This window comes from Stutzerimonas stutzeri, assembly GCF_024448955.1.
GTDB lineage: Bacteria > Pseudomonadota > Gammaproteobacteria > Pseudomonadales > Pseudomonadaceae > Stutzerimonas > Stutzerimonas stutzeri_AQ.
The window spans coordinates 122,668-139,881 of sequence record NZ_JAMOIH010000009.1; the positions used below are offsets into that span (position 1 = coordinate 122,668).

Here is a 17,214-nt window from a genome sequence, read left to right on the forward strand (position 1 = left end):
GTGGGGCGCAAGCTCGCCCCTACAAAAGCGCTTTGCGGCGTGCGTCCTGTCAGCAGACTCATACCGATGCCTTCGCCTTGCGCCCACGCGCCTTGGGCTGAGCGGCGCGCTCAGCTCGAATACGCTCGAGCAGCACGCTGGCCGGTTCGTCATTCGGGTCTTGCGGCACCAGCTGGCCGGAGAAGGCTTTTTTAAGGATGGATTGGCGCAGGGCGTCGGCTTGTTGCAGGGAGTGGGTGATGGTTTGTTGGAGCTGGTCAACTTCAGAGAGTTTGGATTCGATTTCTTTAATGATCAGGCACTGCTCGAAAGGCGAGCAGACAGGTACTGGAGTGCTCTTGATGTCGTCGCCCGAGACTCCCGACTGCCCTGCTGTTGTCCGAATTTTTGATTCAATAAACTGGCGTGAAGCCCCCGAATTTAATGTTTTTTCCAAGTAGGAAGTGGATATTTTTTTGGAAAAAACTCTCGTTTGTACCAGCTTGTCCGGGAAAAGATATTTTCCGTCTGACCGATACTCGGCACAGACACCTACATAGTGTCGCGACCCGTTATAGCGTGTGAAAACTAGGTCGCCGCGCTGAAGGTAATAACTATCAAACCCTCCGGTTGAATTGTCGATGTACCTAATGTCTGTCATATCGAAGAAGAGTGGGCGAACGGCACTGATTCTGAAAATTGGCGTTCCAGAATCTCCATCGGGCTTAGCTGAAATTCCGTTCCTTACCAGCGAGCACAAATCTCCGTACTTCACCCACGCCCACCCCATCGGCAGTTTCGGCAACTCGACCAACTCCTCGACAGTCAACGGTGGCAATGCTTTCTGCACTTTGGGCTTACTAGGCTTGCTACCGACTTTGCCATTTTCTTCCCATTCTTTCTGCGCGGCCTGCCAGTCCTGCAACAACTGCTGGTCGCGGCCCTCGCGCTCCTGCTGGATATGCGCCAGCAGGGCCTCAGCGGATTCCAGTTTGTCTGGATTCTGCGCGCGCCAGCCGGCGGTCAGCTTGCCCTCGAATGCATGCTTGAGCAGGACCTGGCGGTAGACCTTGAGTTGTTGCTGGGCGGTGCGCAGGTTTTCCACGCCCTTGTCCAGCTCAGAAAACAGTTCTTCGATTTTGGCGACGATGCGCTGCTGTTCGGAGGCTGGTGGGAGCGGTATTTTGCTTTCATTGATATAGCTGGTCGGAACGCGGCGCTGACCAACTGCGCCTGTCATGTTGCGTTCCGCAATCATTCGGAACTGTTTGGATGACACGAAGTAGTAGAGATATTGCGGGCTGATATCACCGTAAACACGTAACACATGGAATTCGGTGGAGCCAAAGCCAATGTCATTTTGCAACGCAGGAACAACGGCCATCTTGCCGTTTTCCATGCATGGCGTGATCTTGGCGAATAGCACGTCACCTTCACGAAAACCGGTATAGCCTTTCTTTACTTCGGAAAATTCGCGCTGCGCGCTTACGTCGATATGTCCTGTTTCGGCTTCCACAGCGGGCATAGGGACAAATGATACCAACAGGTTGTCGTCGATATCCCGCTTGTCCAGTGTTGGGTTTATTTCTGCTATTTCAGGTAGCTGAACCAGTGACCAACTTGTAGGCAGCTCACTTTGTTCTTGCCCATTGTCCACTACTTCATTCCCCATCACGCCACTAACGCCTCATTAATCTCATCCATTACCGCCTCGTACTGCGCGCCAAACTGCTCATAGAAACCACCCAACCCGCCATGGCGGTTGAAAGGCGCGAAGTCTAAAGCATCGCGGTCGATATGGATCGAGGTGGCGATATGGTCGCGGATCATCTGTAGCCACTGCATCTGCGCTTCGTTGAATTTCTCGCCGCCGCCAGCGTGGCGCTTGAATATCCACTGCTTGAAGTTGCGATTGACCGTGTCTTCGAAGGGGGTGACTTTCGCGTCCAGCCCGCAGACGCGCCGGATCAGCGCGACCAGGGCAGTCAGTTCATTGAGGGGGTTCTGGCCGCTGACCTCGTCCAGCCGGGCGTAGGCCTGCCACACGTGCAGCGGCGCCAGATGCGGCTTATCCGTCGTGAGCCGGTCGAACAGGGCGCGAATCTGCTCGTAGGTGACTTCGCGGCGACGCTGTGGCTGAGTGAAGTAGATGCTCAGGGCGTCGATTTCATCGCGGTGTTCCTGCAGGTAGGCGGCAAAGTCCTCGCTGAGGCTTTGTGCCTGTTCGGCGCTGTCGCGCTGCCAGCCGGCATTGAGCACTTCGTCCAGGGTGTCGTGGTCGATCTTCTGTTCCTTGTCGCGGCGAATGCGGTCGATCACCTCGATCAGTTCGCCGTTGAACACCTTGGCCGCGTCCTTGACCAGCTCGGCCTGGGCCTGATCACGCAGAGCCTCGCCGGGGTCCGTGCCGGCGGGCTGGCCGGCCAGCTGCAATGCACGGGCTTCGACCAAGTCAGCATCGATGGCATTGAACAGCCGGCTGACGATCTGCTGCAGGCTGACACCGCCGCTAAGCGCTTCAAGCTTCTTGTGCTCGGCCGGCTCCAGCTGCTTGTTCAACCGCGCCAGGCGTCCGGCCAGGGAGCTGACGCTGTCACTGTCGCTGGCGCCCATCATCACGCCCATGGCTAGGTCCTTGAGCGGCACGCTGGGCTTGGTGATCAGCGGCTGGCTGGCGGTTTTCAGGGATTTGCTGACACCGATGGCATCGACGATGACGTAGTGGGTCTTGCCGGTGATGGCCGCCGAGGAGACCTTCTGCAGGTCGTCTTTTTCCAGCGTGCGGGTGCCGCGGCCCTTCATCTGTTCGAAGTAGTTGCGGCTCTTCACGTCGCGCATGAACAGCAGGCATTCCAGCGGTTTGACGTCGGTGCCGGTGGCGATCATGTCGACGGTCACGGCGATGCGTGGGTAGTAGGCGTTGCGGAACTGGGCGAGCAGGTCCTTCGGGTCTTCGCCGGCTTCGATGATGTTGCCGTCGGCATCCTTGCGGTCCTGGCCGACGCGGTAGGTGATCTTCTTGCAGAAGGCGTTGCCTTCACCGAACTCCTCGCGCACGCAGTGGATGATGTCGTCGGCGTGGCTGTCGGTCTTGGCGAAGATCAGCGTCTTGGGCACCTGATATTTGCCGTCGGCTTCGTAACGGTTCGGGAAAATCTCCGGCAGCTGGTCGCGGAAGGTGCGGATCACCGTGCGGATCTGGTCCGGGTTGACGATGTTGCGGTCGAGCTGTTTGCCGCTGTAGGCCTCGTCTTCGTCCTGTAGCTCCCAGCGCTTGCGACGGGTCAGGCGTTCACGGCGTTCGATCTGCTGTTCGGCGCTCAACGCCCCGCCGCGCTGGGTCACCGCGGTTTCGATCAGGTAGACCTCGTTGCCGACGTTGACGCCATCGGCCACGGCCTTCTCGTGACTGTAATCGCTGACCACGTTCTTGTGGAAAAAGCCGTAGGTGCGGTTGTCCGGCGTGGCGGTAAGACCGATCAGGCTGGCGTCGAAATAGTCGAGCACCTGTTGCCAGAGGTTGTAGATGGAGCGGTGGCACTCATCGATAAAGATGAAATCGAAGAACTCCGGCGAGATCTTCGCGTTGTAGACCACGGGCAGCGGCGCCTTGGGTTTGGTCAGTTGCTCGGCTGGGTTGATCTCTTCGGCGGCGTCATCCAGCTCCTCGCCCTTGAGCGTCGCGTATAGACGCTGGATGGTGCTGATGCACACCGCGCTGTCGCTGGCGACATAGGCGGACTTGAGCCGCTGCACCGGGTAGAGCTCGGTGAACTTGCGGTTATCGTCGATGGGCAGATAACTCATCATTTCCTGCTCGGCCTGTTCGCCGAGGTTCTTGGTATCGACCAAAAACAGGATGCGCTTGGCGCCGGCGTGTTTGAGCAGGCGGTAGATGGCGGTTATCGCCGTGTAGGTCTTGCCGGCGCCGGTAGCCATTTGAATCAATGCACGTGGCCGCGCGGCATGAAACGAGGCTTCGAGGTTGCAAATCGCCACTTCCTGGCAGTCGCGCAGGCGCAGTTCGCTGGCTGGCAGCTGCTCCGGGTTGAGCGGCGGTATGGCTTGCAGACGTGCGCGCAGCGCCAGCGGCTGGCCCAGCCATTCGCGCAAGGTTTCGGGGCGGTGAAAATTGAATACTTCCCTGGAGCGCGGCTTGGGGTCACGCGCATCGGTGAAGCGGGTGATGACGCCTGTGCTTTCATAAAGGAAGCGCAGCGGTTCGCTGGCCTTGATCCACTTCAACTGGGCATTGGCATAACCCAGCGTTTGATCTTCAACAGCGCTGATGCTATGCCCGACTTCCTCCCGCTTGGCTTCGATCACGCCCACAGGCTTGCCATCGACGAACAACAGGTAGTCGGCAGGCCCGACGCTGGTGCTGTACTCACGCACAGCAACACCGGGGCCGGCGCTGAAGTCGATCTTCTTCTGCGCCTGCACAACCCAACCGGCCTGACGCAGTTGTTCGTCGATGCGGTCGCGGGCGAGCTGTTCGGGGTTCTGATTCAGCGTCATGGGGTCATCCAAGCAGGCGGGACGACTGGATGGTAACCGCTTTGCCACGCGTGTCGGCAGAGGGCTGAGCGCCGCGGATAGATATATGGAAAGCAAAACCGGGCCATGAGGCCCGGTCCTGGCGTAGCGACTGACGTGGTTACGCCACCTGCATCAACTTCGCATAGGCCTTCAGATGATGATCGTCGTCACCGAATTGGTGGGCAATCATCACCAGGCGTTTGGCGTGGTGGGCGAGGTTGTATTCCCAGGTCATGCCGATGCCGCCGTGCAGCTGGATCGCTTCCTCGGCCACCTTGCGCGCGGCGCGAGCGCAGATGTATTTGGCGGCGGCAATGATGCGGCGGCGGTCGTCGTTGTCTTCGCCATCGGCAAAGGTCGCGGCGAGGATCGCCATGCTGGTGGCCTGTTCCAGCTCGGTCTGCATGTCGACCATGCGGTGCTGCAGGACCTGGAACTTGCCGATCGGCACGCCGAACTGCTTGCGCGTCTTGAGGTAGTCGAGGGTCAGCTTGCAGGCTTCGTCCATGCTGCCCAGCGCATCGGCGCACTGCGCGGCGATGGCGCGGCCCTGTTGGTAGCGCAGCGCGGACAAGGCATTGCCCACCTCACCGAGCACCGCGTCAGCACCGACCTGCACGTTGTCAAGGAACAGCTCGCAGCCCTTGCGCCCATCAATGGTCGGATAGACGCGCCGGCTGACGCCCTGGGCGTTGGGATCGACGAGGAACAGGCTGATGCCGGCCTCGTCGCGGCTGTCGCCAGCGGTGCGCGCGGAGACGATGATCTGCCCGGCGCTGTGCCCACCGATCACCACGACCTTGCGTCCGGACAGACGATAGCCGCCTTCGACCGTCTCGGCCTTGGTCTGCACGTCGTTGAGGTTGTAGTGGCTCTGCGGCTCTTCGAAAGCCACCGCCAGCTGCAGCGAGCCGGCCGCCACCTGAGGCAGCAGGTCTTCCTTCTGCGTGTCGCTGCCCAGCTGGTTGAGCAATCCGCCGCCATAGATGACCGATTGCAGATAGGGCTCAAGCGTCAGGCCGCGACCCAGCTCGGTCATGACCAGCATGGTTTCCACGCCGCCGCCGCCAAAGCCGCCAATTTCTTCGGAGAACGGCACGGCGGTCAGGCCCAGCTCGCCCAGCTGCGCCCAAAACTCGGCGGAAAAGCCCAGCTCCGACTCGCTGAATTTCTCGCGCTGCTCGAACGGGTAGGCGTCGCGCACCAGACGCGCCGCGGTGTCTTGCAGCATTTGCTGCTCTTCAGTCAGTTTGAAGTCCATTGCGGTGCCTCCTCACAGCTCGAGAATCATCTTCGAGACGATGTTCTTCTGGATTTCGTTGGAGCCGCCGAAGATCGACAGCTTGCGCATGTTGAAGTAGTCGCCGGCCAGCGCCGCGCTGTAGTCGGCGTGCAGCAGCTCACCGTCGTAATCCAGCTGCAACTCTTCATCAAGGAACGGCAGCGCGTAGGGGCCAATCACCTTGCGCAGCAGGCTGGTGATGGCCTGGCGGATCTCGGTGCCCTTGACCTTGAGGATCGAGGATTCGGCACCAGGGACGCCGCCCTCCTTCGCCGCGGCGAGGATGCGCAAGGTGCTCATCTCGATGGCCATGAGCTGCATCTCGACCTCGGCGACCTGAGCGCGGAACAGCGGGTCCTCGAGCATCGGCTTGCCGTCGCAGACTTCCTTCATGGCGATGCGTTTCAGATGCGCCAGCGCCGCTTTCGAGGCGCCAATGCCGGCCAAGCCCGTGCGCTCGTGGGTCAGCAGGTACTTGGCGCAGGTCCAGCCCTGATTCTCTTCGCCAACGAGGTTTTCCACCGGCACCCGGACGTTATCGAAGAAGACCTCGTTGACTTCGTGATCGCCGTCCAGGGTAATGATCGGTCGCACGCTGATGCCCGGCGTGCTCATATCGATCAGCAGGAAGCTGATGCCGCGCTGCTGCTGGGCTTCGGGATCGGTACGCACCAGGCAGAAGATCATGTTGGCGTGCTGGCCGAGGGTGGTCCAGGTCTTCTGGCCGTTGACCACGTAATGGTCGCCGTCACGCACGGCGCGGGTCTTCAGGCTCGCCAGGTCGGAACCGGCACCCGGCTCGGAATAGCCCTGGCACCACCAATCCTCGCCGGAGAGGATGCGCGGCAGGTAATGATCCTTCTGCTGCTGGCTGCCGAACTTGATGATCACCGGGGCGACCATGTTGACGCCGAACGGCACGGTACGCGGCGCACCAAAGGCGGCGCATTCCTCGTCGAAGATGTGCTTTTCCACCGGGCCCCAGGTGGTCCCGCCCAGTTCCACCGGCCAGCCCGGTGCGTACCAGCCACGCTTGACCAGAATCTGCTGCCAGCGCTGATGGTCTTCCTTGGACAGGTGCTTGCCGAGCTTGGTCTTGGCGGCGATGTCGGCCGGCAATTCGTTGGTGAGGAAGGCGCGCACTTCATCGCGGAAGGCGAGCTCTTCGGCCGTGTAGTTGACGTTCATGGATGGATCCTCGTTATCCGATCGGCAGAGTGCAGGCGGGCGGCGCTCATTGCCCGGCCTGCCATTCGGTAAAGGTGCGGCCTTCGGCGGCCAGTTTTTCCAGTAGCGGCGCGGGCTTCCACCAGTCGCCGCAGCGTGCGTGCAGTTCCTTGACCCGCGCCAGCACGGTGTCCAGCCCGACGCTGTCGGCGTAGAACATCGGCCCGCCGCGGAAGGCCGGGAAGCCGTAACCGTTCAGGTAGATCACGTCGATATCGCTGGAGCGCTGGGCGATGCCCTCTTCGAGGATCTTCGCGCCCTCGTTGACCAGCGCGTAGATGGTCCGCTCGACGATGTACTGCTCGTCCAGCTGGCGGCGCTCGATGCCTTTTTCCCGCGACGCTGCTTCGAGCATAGGCGCGAGTTCCGGATTCTCCAGCGGCGTGCGATTGCCCGGCTCGTAGCGGTAGTAGCCCGCACCGGTCTTCTGCCCGAGCATGCCGGCTTCGCAGAGCTTGTCCGAAACCGTGGGGAAATCGCGATCGGCCGGCAGGTCGACGCGCTGGCGCTTGCGGATCGCCTGACCGATATCCAGACCGGAAAGATCGCGCATCGCAAACGGCCCCATGGCCATGCCGAAATTGCGCAGCGCACCGTCGACCTGCTGCGGCGTGGCGCCCTCTTCCAGCAGAAATTCCGCCTCGCGGCCGTACTGAAAGACCATGCGGTTGCCGACGAAGCCGTCGCAGACGCCGACCACCACCGAGACCTTCTTCAGCTGCTTGCCAATGGCCATGGCGGTGGCCAGCACTTCATCGCTAGTCTTCTCGCCGCGCACCACTTCCAGCAGGCGCATCACGTTGGCCGGGCTGAAGAAGTGCAGGCCGACCACGTCTTCGGGGCGCTTGGTGAAGGCCGCGATGGCGTTCAGATCCAGCGACGAGGTGTTCGAGGCGAGAATCGCGCCTGGCTTGCATACGGCATCAAGCTGCTCGAAGACCTTCTGCTTGACGCCCATTTCCTCGAATACCGCTTCGACCACCACGTCCACATCTGCCAGTGCGGCGTACTCGGTGACGCCCTCGACCAGCTTCAGGCGCGCTTCCATCGCCTCCTCGGTCAGGCTGCCGCGCTTGACGCTCGCGGCATAGGTATCACGGGCGCGCTGCAGGCCGCGCTGCAGCGCCTCGTTATTGATTTCCAGCAGCTTCACCGGCACACCGGCATTGGCAAAGCTCAGGGCGATACCGACACCCATGGTGCCGCCGCCGATCACCGCGGCGGTGTTGACCGCACGCGGTTTCACATCGGCCGGCAAATCGTTGATCTTGCTCGCCTGGCGCTCGGCGAAGAATGAATGGATCAGCGCGCCGCGCTGTGGCGAGTTCAGGCACTCGACGAATAGTTCGCGCTCGCGCTTGAGGCCCTCGGCCAGTGGCAGCTGGGTGGCGGCCTCAACCGCCGCGATGCAGCGCAACGGCGAGAACAGCCCCGGCATGCGCTTGGCCACCTCGGCATGCTTGGCGCGGATCAGCGCCTCGTTGTCGGCATTTTCCAGACCGCGGGCCTGTTCGCCGCTGCGGCGCGGCGCGCGACCTTCCTCGACCATGCGATGGGCGTAGGCCAGGCCGGCTTCGGTCACATCGCCGTCGAACAACTCATCGACAATGTGATGTTCAACGGCCTCAGCCGCACCGATCGGCGTGCCGCTGACGATCATGTCCAGCGCCTTGGCGACCCCGGCCAGACGCGGCAGCCGCTGCGTACCGCCGGCACCCGGCAGCAGGCCCAGCTTCACTTCAGGCAGGCCGACCTTGGCGTCCCGCCGGGCGATGCGGTAATGGCAGCCCAGCGCGACTTCCAACCCGCCACCCAAGGCGGTGCCATGGATTACCGCGATACTCGGCTTGCTGCTGCCTTCGATGACCTCGATCACTTCCGGCAGGCTCGGCGCCTGCGGCGGCTTGCCGAATTCCTTGATATCGGCGCCGGCGATAAAGGTAGTGCCCTCGCAAACCAGCACCACGGCGCGCACCTGCGAATCTGCCTCGGCGCTTTGGAAGGCCTGCAGCAGACCCTGGCGCACGGCATGGCCGAGCGCGTTGACTGGTGGATTGTTGACCGTAATCAGGGCGATTTCACCCCGATGTTCGAGCCGTACGACGTCCGTCATGACTGGCCTCCGCTTGTGAAATGATGATTGGACTTGTTATTTCACGGAATCTTGTTTCGCACAGCAGAATAGTAGAGTCATTTCTGTCTGTCGAGGACCCAGCACTTATTCCAATTCATTCAGGCACCCTATGGCGCGCCTGAATGAATTCCGTGGTGAAGAGACAAGGCAGCCTCAGGCCGAAGCAGCGGAGCGCAGTAGGGTGGGTTAGTGGTGCATCAACGCCGATGCCGCCGCAGAACATCAAGCGCCGCGTAACCCACCGCGCGGAGCTCAGCCGTACTTGATAGGTGTCGGCGCACAGCTGAGGTATGAATCAAGACGCTGCCGCGTCGCATCTAACACCGGTAGATGCGACGCGGCGGCAGGACTTACAGCCCCAGGCAGAGATACTTGATCTCCAGATAATCCTCGATGCCGTACTTGGAACCTTCACGGCCCAGCCCGGACGACTTAACGCCGCCGAATGGCGCCACCTCGGTGGAAATCATCCCCGTGTTGACCCCGACCATGCCCGATTCCAACGCCTCGGCGACGCGGAACACCCGACCCAGATCGCGGGCATAGAAATACGCCGCCAGACCGAACTCGGTATCGTTGGCCAGCGCGATACCCTCGGCCTCGTCCTTGAAACGGAACAACGGTGCCAGCGGCCCGAAGGTTTCCTCCTTGGCGACCTTGGCGCTATGCGGCACGTTGATCATCAAGGTGGGCTCGAAGTAGCTGCCGCCGAGCTCATGCGCCTTGCCACCGGTAACGACCTGAGCGCCATTGGCTACGGCATCCTCGATGTGCTCCTTGACCTTCGCCGTGGCGCGGTCGTCGATCAATGGGCCGATATCGACACCCTCATCGAGGCCGTTGCCGATCCTCAACTTTTCTACCGCCGCCTGGAATTTCTTGGCGAACTGGTCGTATACACCGTCCTGCACATAGATGCGGTTGACGCAGACGCAAGTCTGCCCGGCGTTGCGGTACTTGGACTGCATGGCGCCTTTGACGGCCTCATCCAGATCGGCATCGTCGAACACGATGAACGGCGCGTTACCGCCCAGCTCCAGCGAAACCTTCTTGATGCCCGGTGCGCACTGCGCCATCAGCTTGGCGCCGACCTCGGTCGACCCGGTGAAGGTGATCTTGCGCACGATGGGGTTGGCGGTCAGCTCGTCGCCAATGTCGCCAGCCGAACCGGTGATGACGCTGAATACACCCTTGGGAATGCCGGCGCGCTCAGCCAACTCGGCCAGCGCCAGCGCGGAGAACGGCGTCTGGCTGGCGGGTTTGACCACCATGGTGCAACCCGCCGCGAGTGCCGGGCCTGCCTTGCGGGTGATCATCGCCGCCGGGAAATTCCACGGCGTGATCGCCGCGGTAACGCCGATCGGCTGCTTGATGACGATGATCCGCTTGTCTTTCTGATGCCCAGGAATGGTGTCGCCATAAACGCGCTTGGCCTCTTCGGCGAACCACTCGATAAAGGAGGCGGCATAGGCGATCTCGCCCTTGGATTCGGCCAGCGGCTTGCCCTGCTCCAAGGTCATCAGGCGGCCCAGATCGTCCTGGTTTTCCATCATCAGCTCGAACCAGCGACGCAGCTTCTGCGAACGCTCCTTGGCGGTCAGGTCACGCCAGGCCGGCAGCGCGCGCTCGGCCGCTTCGATGGCACGACGCGTTTCGGCGGCGCCCATCTTCGGCACCGTACCGAGGATTTCACCGCTGGCCGGGTTGTTCACCTTGATCGTCTGGCCGCTATCGGCGTCCTGCCAGCTGCCATCTATATAAGCCTGCTGACGGAACAGAGCGGTATCTTTGAGTTGCATGGCAGTCTCCTTCGAGCCGGCAGGTGCTGCCGGGACAGGGCCGTCTGGCCGGGAATAGTGGGTAAGCCGCGTTTTGCATCACTCGACACCCGTAGAGCTGAAGCAACCACAAGGGTTCCTGGCGCCGGCGATGCGTTTGAAATCTCAAACGCATGCTAGGACCCGCGCCTGACGATAGGCAACAACATGTTCGGAAAAATTAACGGACCATAGCCCAGCCTGATAACCGGTCCGGTCATCGACGACGCGGCCGCAACCATGGTCGCACGGCCGCCGAAGCGCCATGGACGACCACGAAGGACATGCGTATGATTGCCCCCCGCAACGCATCCGTAGCTCAGCTGGATAGAGTACTGCCCTCCGAAGGCAGGGGTCGTGGGTTCGAATCCCGCCGGATGCGCCATTTTCCCTAAGTGCTTGTCAGGTATGAAAATACTGATGACCACTGCTCCGGAATCGCTGGTGTGACACTGAGTGGTGCTCGTAGGTGGGGCATCGCAGAGGTGCGAACCCATGCCAGTGCAGCCCGCGTACATCACCCGAAACCGTCACGGGACCTTCTATTTCCGTATGGTGGTTCCTCTTCCCGTGCGCAACGTGCTGGGCATGAGGCGTGAAATCCGGCGATCATTGAAGACAGACAGCCAACGGCTGGCGCTTCGACGTGCGAGACAGTACGCCGCCCGCTTCGATGCTGTATTCGATAAGGTGCTGAACGTGGTTGACCGCAACGACTACATCCCGACCGACGACGACCTCCGGCTGCTCAACGAAGAAATCGAGCGAGCAGATCAGACTGTTGCTTGGGGCGCTTGGGCAAGCGGGCCGGTTGAGCTGGCGCAGCCAACAAAATCGACTTTGTCCGACGACGAATGGCGCGAACTCGATGAGCGGCAGCGATGGGACGCGATTGCGGCGCTTCTTAACGGGGAAGCGAGCAGAGGTATCCAGCCTCACCAGCGGGAGATTGCCGAACGACTGTACGCCAGCGGGCGAAGCTGGCCGTTCGTTAGGTTCAACAAGCGCCTGCCACAAATGCTGTATGACCTTGAACCGACAAGCTCAGGCACCTTGCCGTTCGCTACTGCTGCTCCCCAGACGGGACAGAAGCCGGCGAATCTGGAGCCTGACGGCCCAACAATCTACGAGCTGTGGCAGCTTCAGCGAGAAGCCGAAGAGCGCCTGAACAAAAAGAAGTCACCCAGCGCCCACGTCGATGAGCAAGGGCACGCGCGGCGGTTGAATATCTTGAGTGGAAACAGGCCGTTTGGCTCCCTCTCGTTGGAGGAAATCAACCAGCTGTACCTGCTCACCCAGCAGGTCAAGGCGGTTCCCGGCCAAAAAATCCCGCCGCCAGACTCGCCAATCGAAGCCATCTTGGCTAAGCCGGGCGAAAGGCTGATCAGTGGACCAACCATCGAGAAGCTAATCACTCGGCTGGGCGCGATCCACCGGTTTGCCTACAAGAGAAGCTATACAACCGTCGATCCAGCCAGAACCGAGGTGCCGGCTGTGAACGGTGCTGCCGACCGCATAGACCGGGAGGACAAGCCGTTTTCAACCCGAGAGCTTCAAGCGATCTTCTCCGGCTATCTCTACGCGGGCACCGACACAGGCTCCGCAGAGCTGGTGTTCCCATACCAATTTTGGTTGCCGCTGCTTGCTCTATTCACGGGCGGGCGACTCAATGAGCTTTGCCAGCTCGAATCGACTGACGTCCGCCAGGAAGAAGAAACGGGCATTTTCTTCATTCGCATCGCCAACGAAGGCACCAAGTCGCTGAAGAACCACCACAGCCGCAGGGCAATCCCGCTTCATGACGACCTGATCAGAATCGGATTCTTGGATTTCGTAGCGCAGGCCAAGAACGAAGGACGTGAAAAGCTTTTTTCGGATGGACTCACCTACCAACCAACGAAGGGCTGGGGCGGGATTGCCACGACATTCTTTACGAGGATGCCGAGCGCAAGCACGAAGTATGGCGGGTACTTCCATACCATCGGTATCCGCAAGCGCCTCGCTGATGGGAAGCCTGACGGCAAAAAATTCCATGCCTTCAGGCACACCTTTGTCGACCTTCTGCGCAATACCAGCGACGAGGCTGTACCGCTGATCCCGGTTTTCACTGGCCACGCTGCCAGGAGCAAGAATCAGTCCGATGACTATGGCTCAGGGTTCTGGCTCAAGAAGCTACACAAAGCCTTGCACTCGGTCACCTTCCCGGTGGACCTCGCTGGCATCTCCTACGCCGACTTCGAGCAGCGATTGGGGCACATCATGACGCCGTGCATTCAGGCACATCGTGACAAGCACCGTGTGACAGCAAACAAAGCGAAAGAGGTTACTGAAACCAGCTAGGAAGGCTCGTTGCACCAATGCCCGCGAATCATTCCCTTGAGTTGATCAATGCTAAGGGTTGTTCTGCGCTTCCGGTGGATGACCGCATGGCAATTCGCGCACAAAGTGATCAAGTCGGTTTCGGGATCGACAAGCTTCGCACCATCGAATTCTGAAATCGGTTGTACATGGTGCACGTGAATGTAGCCACGTGCGTACTCGCCGTATGCCTTCTCGAAGTCAAAGCCGCACGCTTTACAGGCAGTACCATGAACTGCGATGGCCTGGCACCTGAGCTTGGGGTCTCGCTCATAGCGGACGCCGTAGTAGCTTGTCGTGCTGCCTTCGACTCCAGACCGGAAAGCCAAGGCATCTTCGCTTTCCTCGGTCTCCGCAATCTGTAGCGATTTGAGCTTGGCTCGCTTCAGAATGCTCTGGTACGTGCTCTGATCGATCGACCGGACACCGTTACGCCAGTAATTGCTCACCTTGGATGGTGGAATGGACTCTAGGTAAGTATCGCCATCTTTAGCGAGAACAGGCCACTCGAATGGCCGAAAATCTTCAACCAAGGCAAACAGATCCCCCTTGGAACTGCTTGGGTCAGGGTAGACCTTGCCTATGCGAGCGACTCCGAAGTAGTGCGGCTCCGGGCTTAGGCGTCTAGCGACGAATGCTTTGTCGGTCAGCCTCCCCTTGTAGTAAATAACTTGAACGCCCGGGGTAAGAATCTTGCTATACCGCTTGGGAAAGTGATAGACCGCCCCCGCCTCGTCACTCCATTTCGATACATCGTTCTCGACAATAACCGCAGGCATGGGTCTTGCTCCAATAACTTCGAACATAGAGCTCCTACCTTAGCGAATCGAACAGCTTATGCGCTGATACGGGTATCCGGTCTATCTGGCCAGGCTGCAAAACCCTTACTGTAGTGCGGCGCTCGCTTCCTTCTACTAGACCGTAAAATATGTAGTAGTTATCCCGCTCATAGTTCTTCCACCCCCGCTCGACCACGATGCGTGGATCGCAATGAGCGCTGACCTCATGGCCGGGTGACTGGAAGTTAAAAAAATGCCGAGCATTGCCGCCCTTGATAGAAGTAGGCATGCCGAATATCAGCAGGCTCCGTCCTATGTATCGAGCACTGTCTTTTTGTACTTTCTCCACTGACACAATGAGGTCACCTAGCCGCACGGCCTCCTGGTCATCGAACTGAACATTGATATCCAACGACCTCTGAGCTAGATAAACGAGCCTTCGGACGGTTCTGAATTCGCCGGCGTTCAGAAGTGACCCGTTTTCATCGAACACAAGCTCGAAACCTCGACGGCCGAGACCTGTCCCACCCTGAACCTCACGCTTCGGCTTTCTTGACTGATCGGAGAAGTCGTCCTCGTCCTCATCGTCATCTTGAAAGTCTTTCCATCCCGCGAACGTTACTAGGTTGATAGCTTTCTTCTCACGGCCGCTGCCATCCCCATCCCCGCCCCGCCCCGATTGCCGATGTGGGCAGGCTACCGTTTCAAATCCTTTGATATGAAAGTAAAACGCATCAACCTGGTCTTTTCGCTTGGCTTCCCTCCGAGGCATACGGCTACACATCACTCCGCAATCTGGGCAATAGACTGCGCCGTGATGATCATCGTCTACATATAGCTCAGGCGGGATGCGAGGAGCATCCTCAAGCAGAGAAGGATCAACTCGTTTTGGCTGATCCTCTAATGGGTAAAGCGCAACGACCGGTATTGAAATCTGAGACATGGCTTCCATTCCGTGCAAATACCTACCGAGCATATACCTATAAATGGCAGGGCCATAGCCTAGCGGCTGGCATGGATAACGCTCTCAAACTCCTATACCCATCTGAGAGACGCCAAGCTCTCGCACGAGAACTATCAAAAGACCTGTAGACGCAGGGCACTTGATCGAACTATCATTCCCCTATCGACTACATAGTTACTTGAGAACGCACCAGCCATGAAAGCCCGCCTGTACCTGAGAGCATCGACAAAGGAACAAGACAGCCACCGCGCAGAGCAAATCTTGCGAGAGTTCGCGGCCGACCGGCGCATGACCATTGCCGGCCTCTACGCCGAGAACATCAGTGGCACGAAGCTGGAGCGCCCGGAGCTGATTCGCCTACTCGATGAAGCTGAGCCAGCTGATGTGCTGCTATGCGAGAGCGTGGACAGGCTGTCCCGCTTGTCTCAGGGCGAATGGAAGCAGCTCCGCAGCATGATCGAATGCAAGGGGCTCAGGTTAGTAGTGGTAGACCTTCCGACCACGCACCAGCTGGCCAACAGCGACGATATCGCTAGCCAGGTTCTAAGGGTCATCAACGATATGCTTCTTGACCTGATGGCAACGATGGCGCGACTTGACCAACAGAAGCGAGTCGAGCGGATCAAGCAAGGGCTTGAGCGCCGCAAGGAGCGTGGCGAGACGATTAAGACCCGTGGCAAGTCAAAGTCATGGGTTGCGGCCCAAGAGATGTTGTTGAAGTTCCCGGACGCCTCGGCAGATGAGATTGCCAGATTGGCAAAATGCGGAGTGGCGACTGTTTATCGAGCCAAGGCTGAACTTCCAAAATCCTTACACACATAAGCAAACCGAAGTCAAGCATAACTCTAGACACAAGACGCCAAACGCAATAAAATATTGGCGCTGAATTAAACAGCGCCTTAACCATCAACCACAAACACTTGGAGGAAGCCCTATCGGGAAGAATTTTTCACAACGTTACTAAGGAGTAACGGATGCAATACCTGGAAACAACTGCTCAGCAGTTCATGCAATCCGACAACGGCAGCTATTCGCGCCTTGCCGATCTACTTAACAAACTCGCTCCCCGCTCTGACGGTTCCTGTTGGACAAGAAACTCCGCTTACCACTTCTGCCGAACACACGGCATTAAATCGAGCCGACGATGCCGCAATCAACCAGCTGCCGGTTGCACGCAACGCGCTAAAACTCGCCAAGCCATCATCGCTGCAACTCTCGCCGCACTCACAGCCGATGGCAAAACCATCTTCGATATAGCTCCGGTCGAGCTGAAAGCCATAGTTAGGCTGTCAGGCGCACCGATGCACAATGTGCGCAACAACTGGCACGAACTTGCCAATGAACTCAACGCACTGGCAGGACTTCCACCGTCCATGCTGATTGTTGAGGAGTAAGCGCAATGAGCACGAAGACCACGCCGGACATTGAAGCTCAGGCCGTCATACTCCGTGAAGCGGGCTATTCCTGCCCCGCCATCGCCGAGAAACTCGACCTCTCCTTATCTACCACCAAACGCATTCTGAAGCGCCGCAGCGCTGTTGCTGGTGCTGCAACCGAAAGTCTTGTCGAGCAAGCACGTCAAAGCATGCTCAACACCGCCTTCGATCTGGACGCGGTACAACAGCATGCCGCCGCGCTGGTGCTGGACGATCTCGCATTGTCCCGCATGATCCGAGGGAAGGTCGTGGAAGTCATAGAGGGTCTCGACCTCAGCACCAGCACGCCTTATCAGGCGATGCGAACAGTGGTCGCAGCAGCCACAGCCCTTGAACTCACGCAGAAGGTGGCGCGGCGTGCCCTGCCGCTTGATCGCTTGGCAGAAGCCACGCACGTTGAAGAGCTGTCCGAGCTTCGCATTCGAATCATGACCGACGATGACGTCCGGGAGATTCGAGAGCAGCAGCGCCGCGAAGCAGCCGAGCGCATCTCTGGCAACTCATTGCTGACCGAAGAAGAAGACAATGGGGTAGTGGAGCTGGTGCAGGACTGACATCTACAACGAACCGACACCGGGCCGAACATGACACCACGAGCCCGGTTGTCGAAACCTTAGAAATACAACGCCTACTCGACCCCATAGCGCTCAATGCGCAGACCTGAAAATTGAAAATCAGTCAGAGGGACGGAGGCGATAC

The 17,214-nt window shown here is 59.4% G+C and carries 12 protein-coding genes and 1 tRNA gene; 5 read left to right on the plus strand and 8 right to left on the minus strand.

Features of this window, described 5'->3' with window-relative positions:
- Positions 1-58: 58 nt before the first annotated feature.
- From NA645_RS11605 to gabD, 6 genes are all read right to left on the minus strand, one after another.
- Complete coding sequence (locus tag NA645_RS11605; protein WP_256048941.1) at positions 59-1,636, minus strand: restriction endonuclease subunit S; 1,578 nt, start codon at positions 1,634-1,636, stop codon at positions 59-61.
- A gap of 14 nt (positions 1,637-1,650) precedes the next feature.
- A complete protein-coding gene (locus NA645_RS11610; protein WP_256048942.1) occupies positions 1,651-4,497 on the minus strand; it encodes a type I restriction-modification enzyme R subunit C-terminal domain-containing protein in 2,847 nt (948 codons plus the stop codon).
- A 139-nt stretch (positions 4,498-4,636) separates the two neighbouring features.
- Positions 4,637-5,779 (minus strand): acyl-CoA dehydrogenase family protein, encoded by a 1,143-nt coding sequence (locus NA645_RS11615; protein ID WP_256048943.1) that lies wholly within the window; start codon positions 5,777-5,779, stop codon positions 4,637-4,639.
- A 12-nt stretch (positions 5,780-5,791) separates the two neighbouring features.
- On the minus strand, positions 5,792-6,988 hold the full coding sequence (locus NA645_RS11620) for an acyl-CoA dehydrogenase family protein (protein WP_256048945.1): 1,197 nt from the start codon (positions 6,986-6,988) through the stop codon (positions 5,792-5,794).
- A 46-nt stretch (positions 6,989-7,034) separates the two neighbouring features.
- A complete protein-coding gene (locus NA645_RS11625; RefSeq protein WP_256048946.1) occupies positions 7,035-9,140 on the minus strand; it encodes a 3-hydroxyacyl-CoA dehydrogenase NAD-binding domain-containing protein in 2,106 nt (701 codons plus the stop codon).
- Between the two features lie 371 nt (positions 9,141-9,511).
- The gene (gabD, locus tag NA645_RS11630; protein WP_256048947.1) at positions 9,512-10,960 is read right to left on the minus strand and encodes an NADP-dependent succinate-semialdehyde dehydrogenase; all 1,449 of its coding nucleotides are present in this window, start codon (positions 10,958-10,960) and stop codon (positions 9,512-9,514) included.
- A gap of 326 nt (positions 10,961-11,286) precedes the next feature.
- Here gabD and NA645_RS11635 point away from each other — a divergent pair.
- Positions 11,287-11,363, plus strand: a tRNA-Arg gene (locus NA645_RS11635).
- 110 nt (positions 11,364-11,473) lie between these two features.
- Positions 11,474-13,318 (plus strand): site-specific integrase, encoded by a 1,845-nt coding sequence (locus tag NA645_RS11640; RefSeq protein WP_256048948.1) that lies wholly within the window; start codon positions 11,474-11,476, stop codon positions 13,316-13,318.
- Here NA645_RS11640 and NA645_RS11645 read toward each other — a convergent pair.
- Entirely contained in the window at positions 13,315-14,115 is an 801-nt protein-coding gene (locus NA645_RS11645) for an HNH endonuclease (protein ID WP_256049008.1), read from the minus strand. The genes NA645_RS11640 and NA645_RS11645 overlap by 4 nt on opposite strands.
- 34 nt (positions 14,116-14,149) lie before the next feature.
- The gene (locus NA645_RS11650) at positions 14,150-15,058 is read right to left on the minus strand and encodes a hypothetical protein (RefSeq protein ID WP_256048949.1); all 909 of its coding nucleotides are present in this window, start codon (positions 15,056-15,058) and stop codon (positions 14,150-14,152) included.
- A gap of 216 nt (positions 15,059-15,274) precedes the next feature.
- Between NA645_RS11650 and NA645_RS11655 the strand changes: the two genes are divergently transcribed.
- The 3 genes from NA645_RS11655 (at position 15,275) to NA645_RS11665 (ending at position 17,069) form a co-directional block, all read left to right on the plus strand.
- Positions 15,275-15,901, plus strand: a complete 627-nt coding sequence (locus tag NA645_RS11655) for a recombinase family protein (protein WP_256048950.1) — start codon at positions 15,275-15,277, stop codon at positions 15,899-15,901.
- A 152-nt stretch (positions 15,902-16,053) separates the two neighbouring features.
- Entirely contained in the window at positions 16,054-16,473 is a 420-nt protein-coding gene (locus tag NA645_RS11660) for a hypothetical protein (RefSeq protein ID WP_256048951.1), read from the plus strand.
- A gap of 5 nt (positions 16,474-16,478) precedes the next feature.
- Positions 16,479-17,069: a helix-turn-helix domain-containing protein gene (locus NA645_RS11665; RefSeq protein ID WP_256048952.1), complete on the plus strand. Its 591-nt coding sequence runs from the start codon at positions 16,479-16,481 to the stop codon at positions 17,067-17,069.
- Positions 17,070-17,214: the final 145 nt, after the last annotated feature.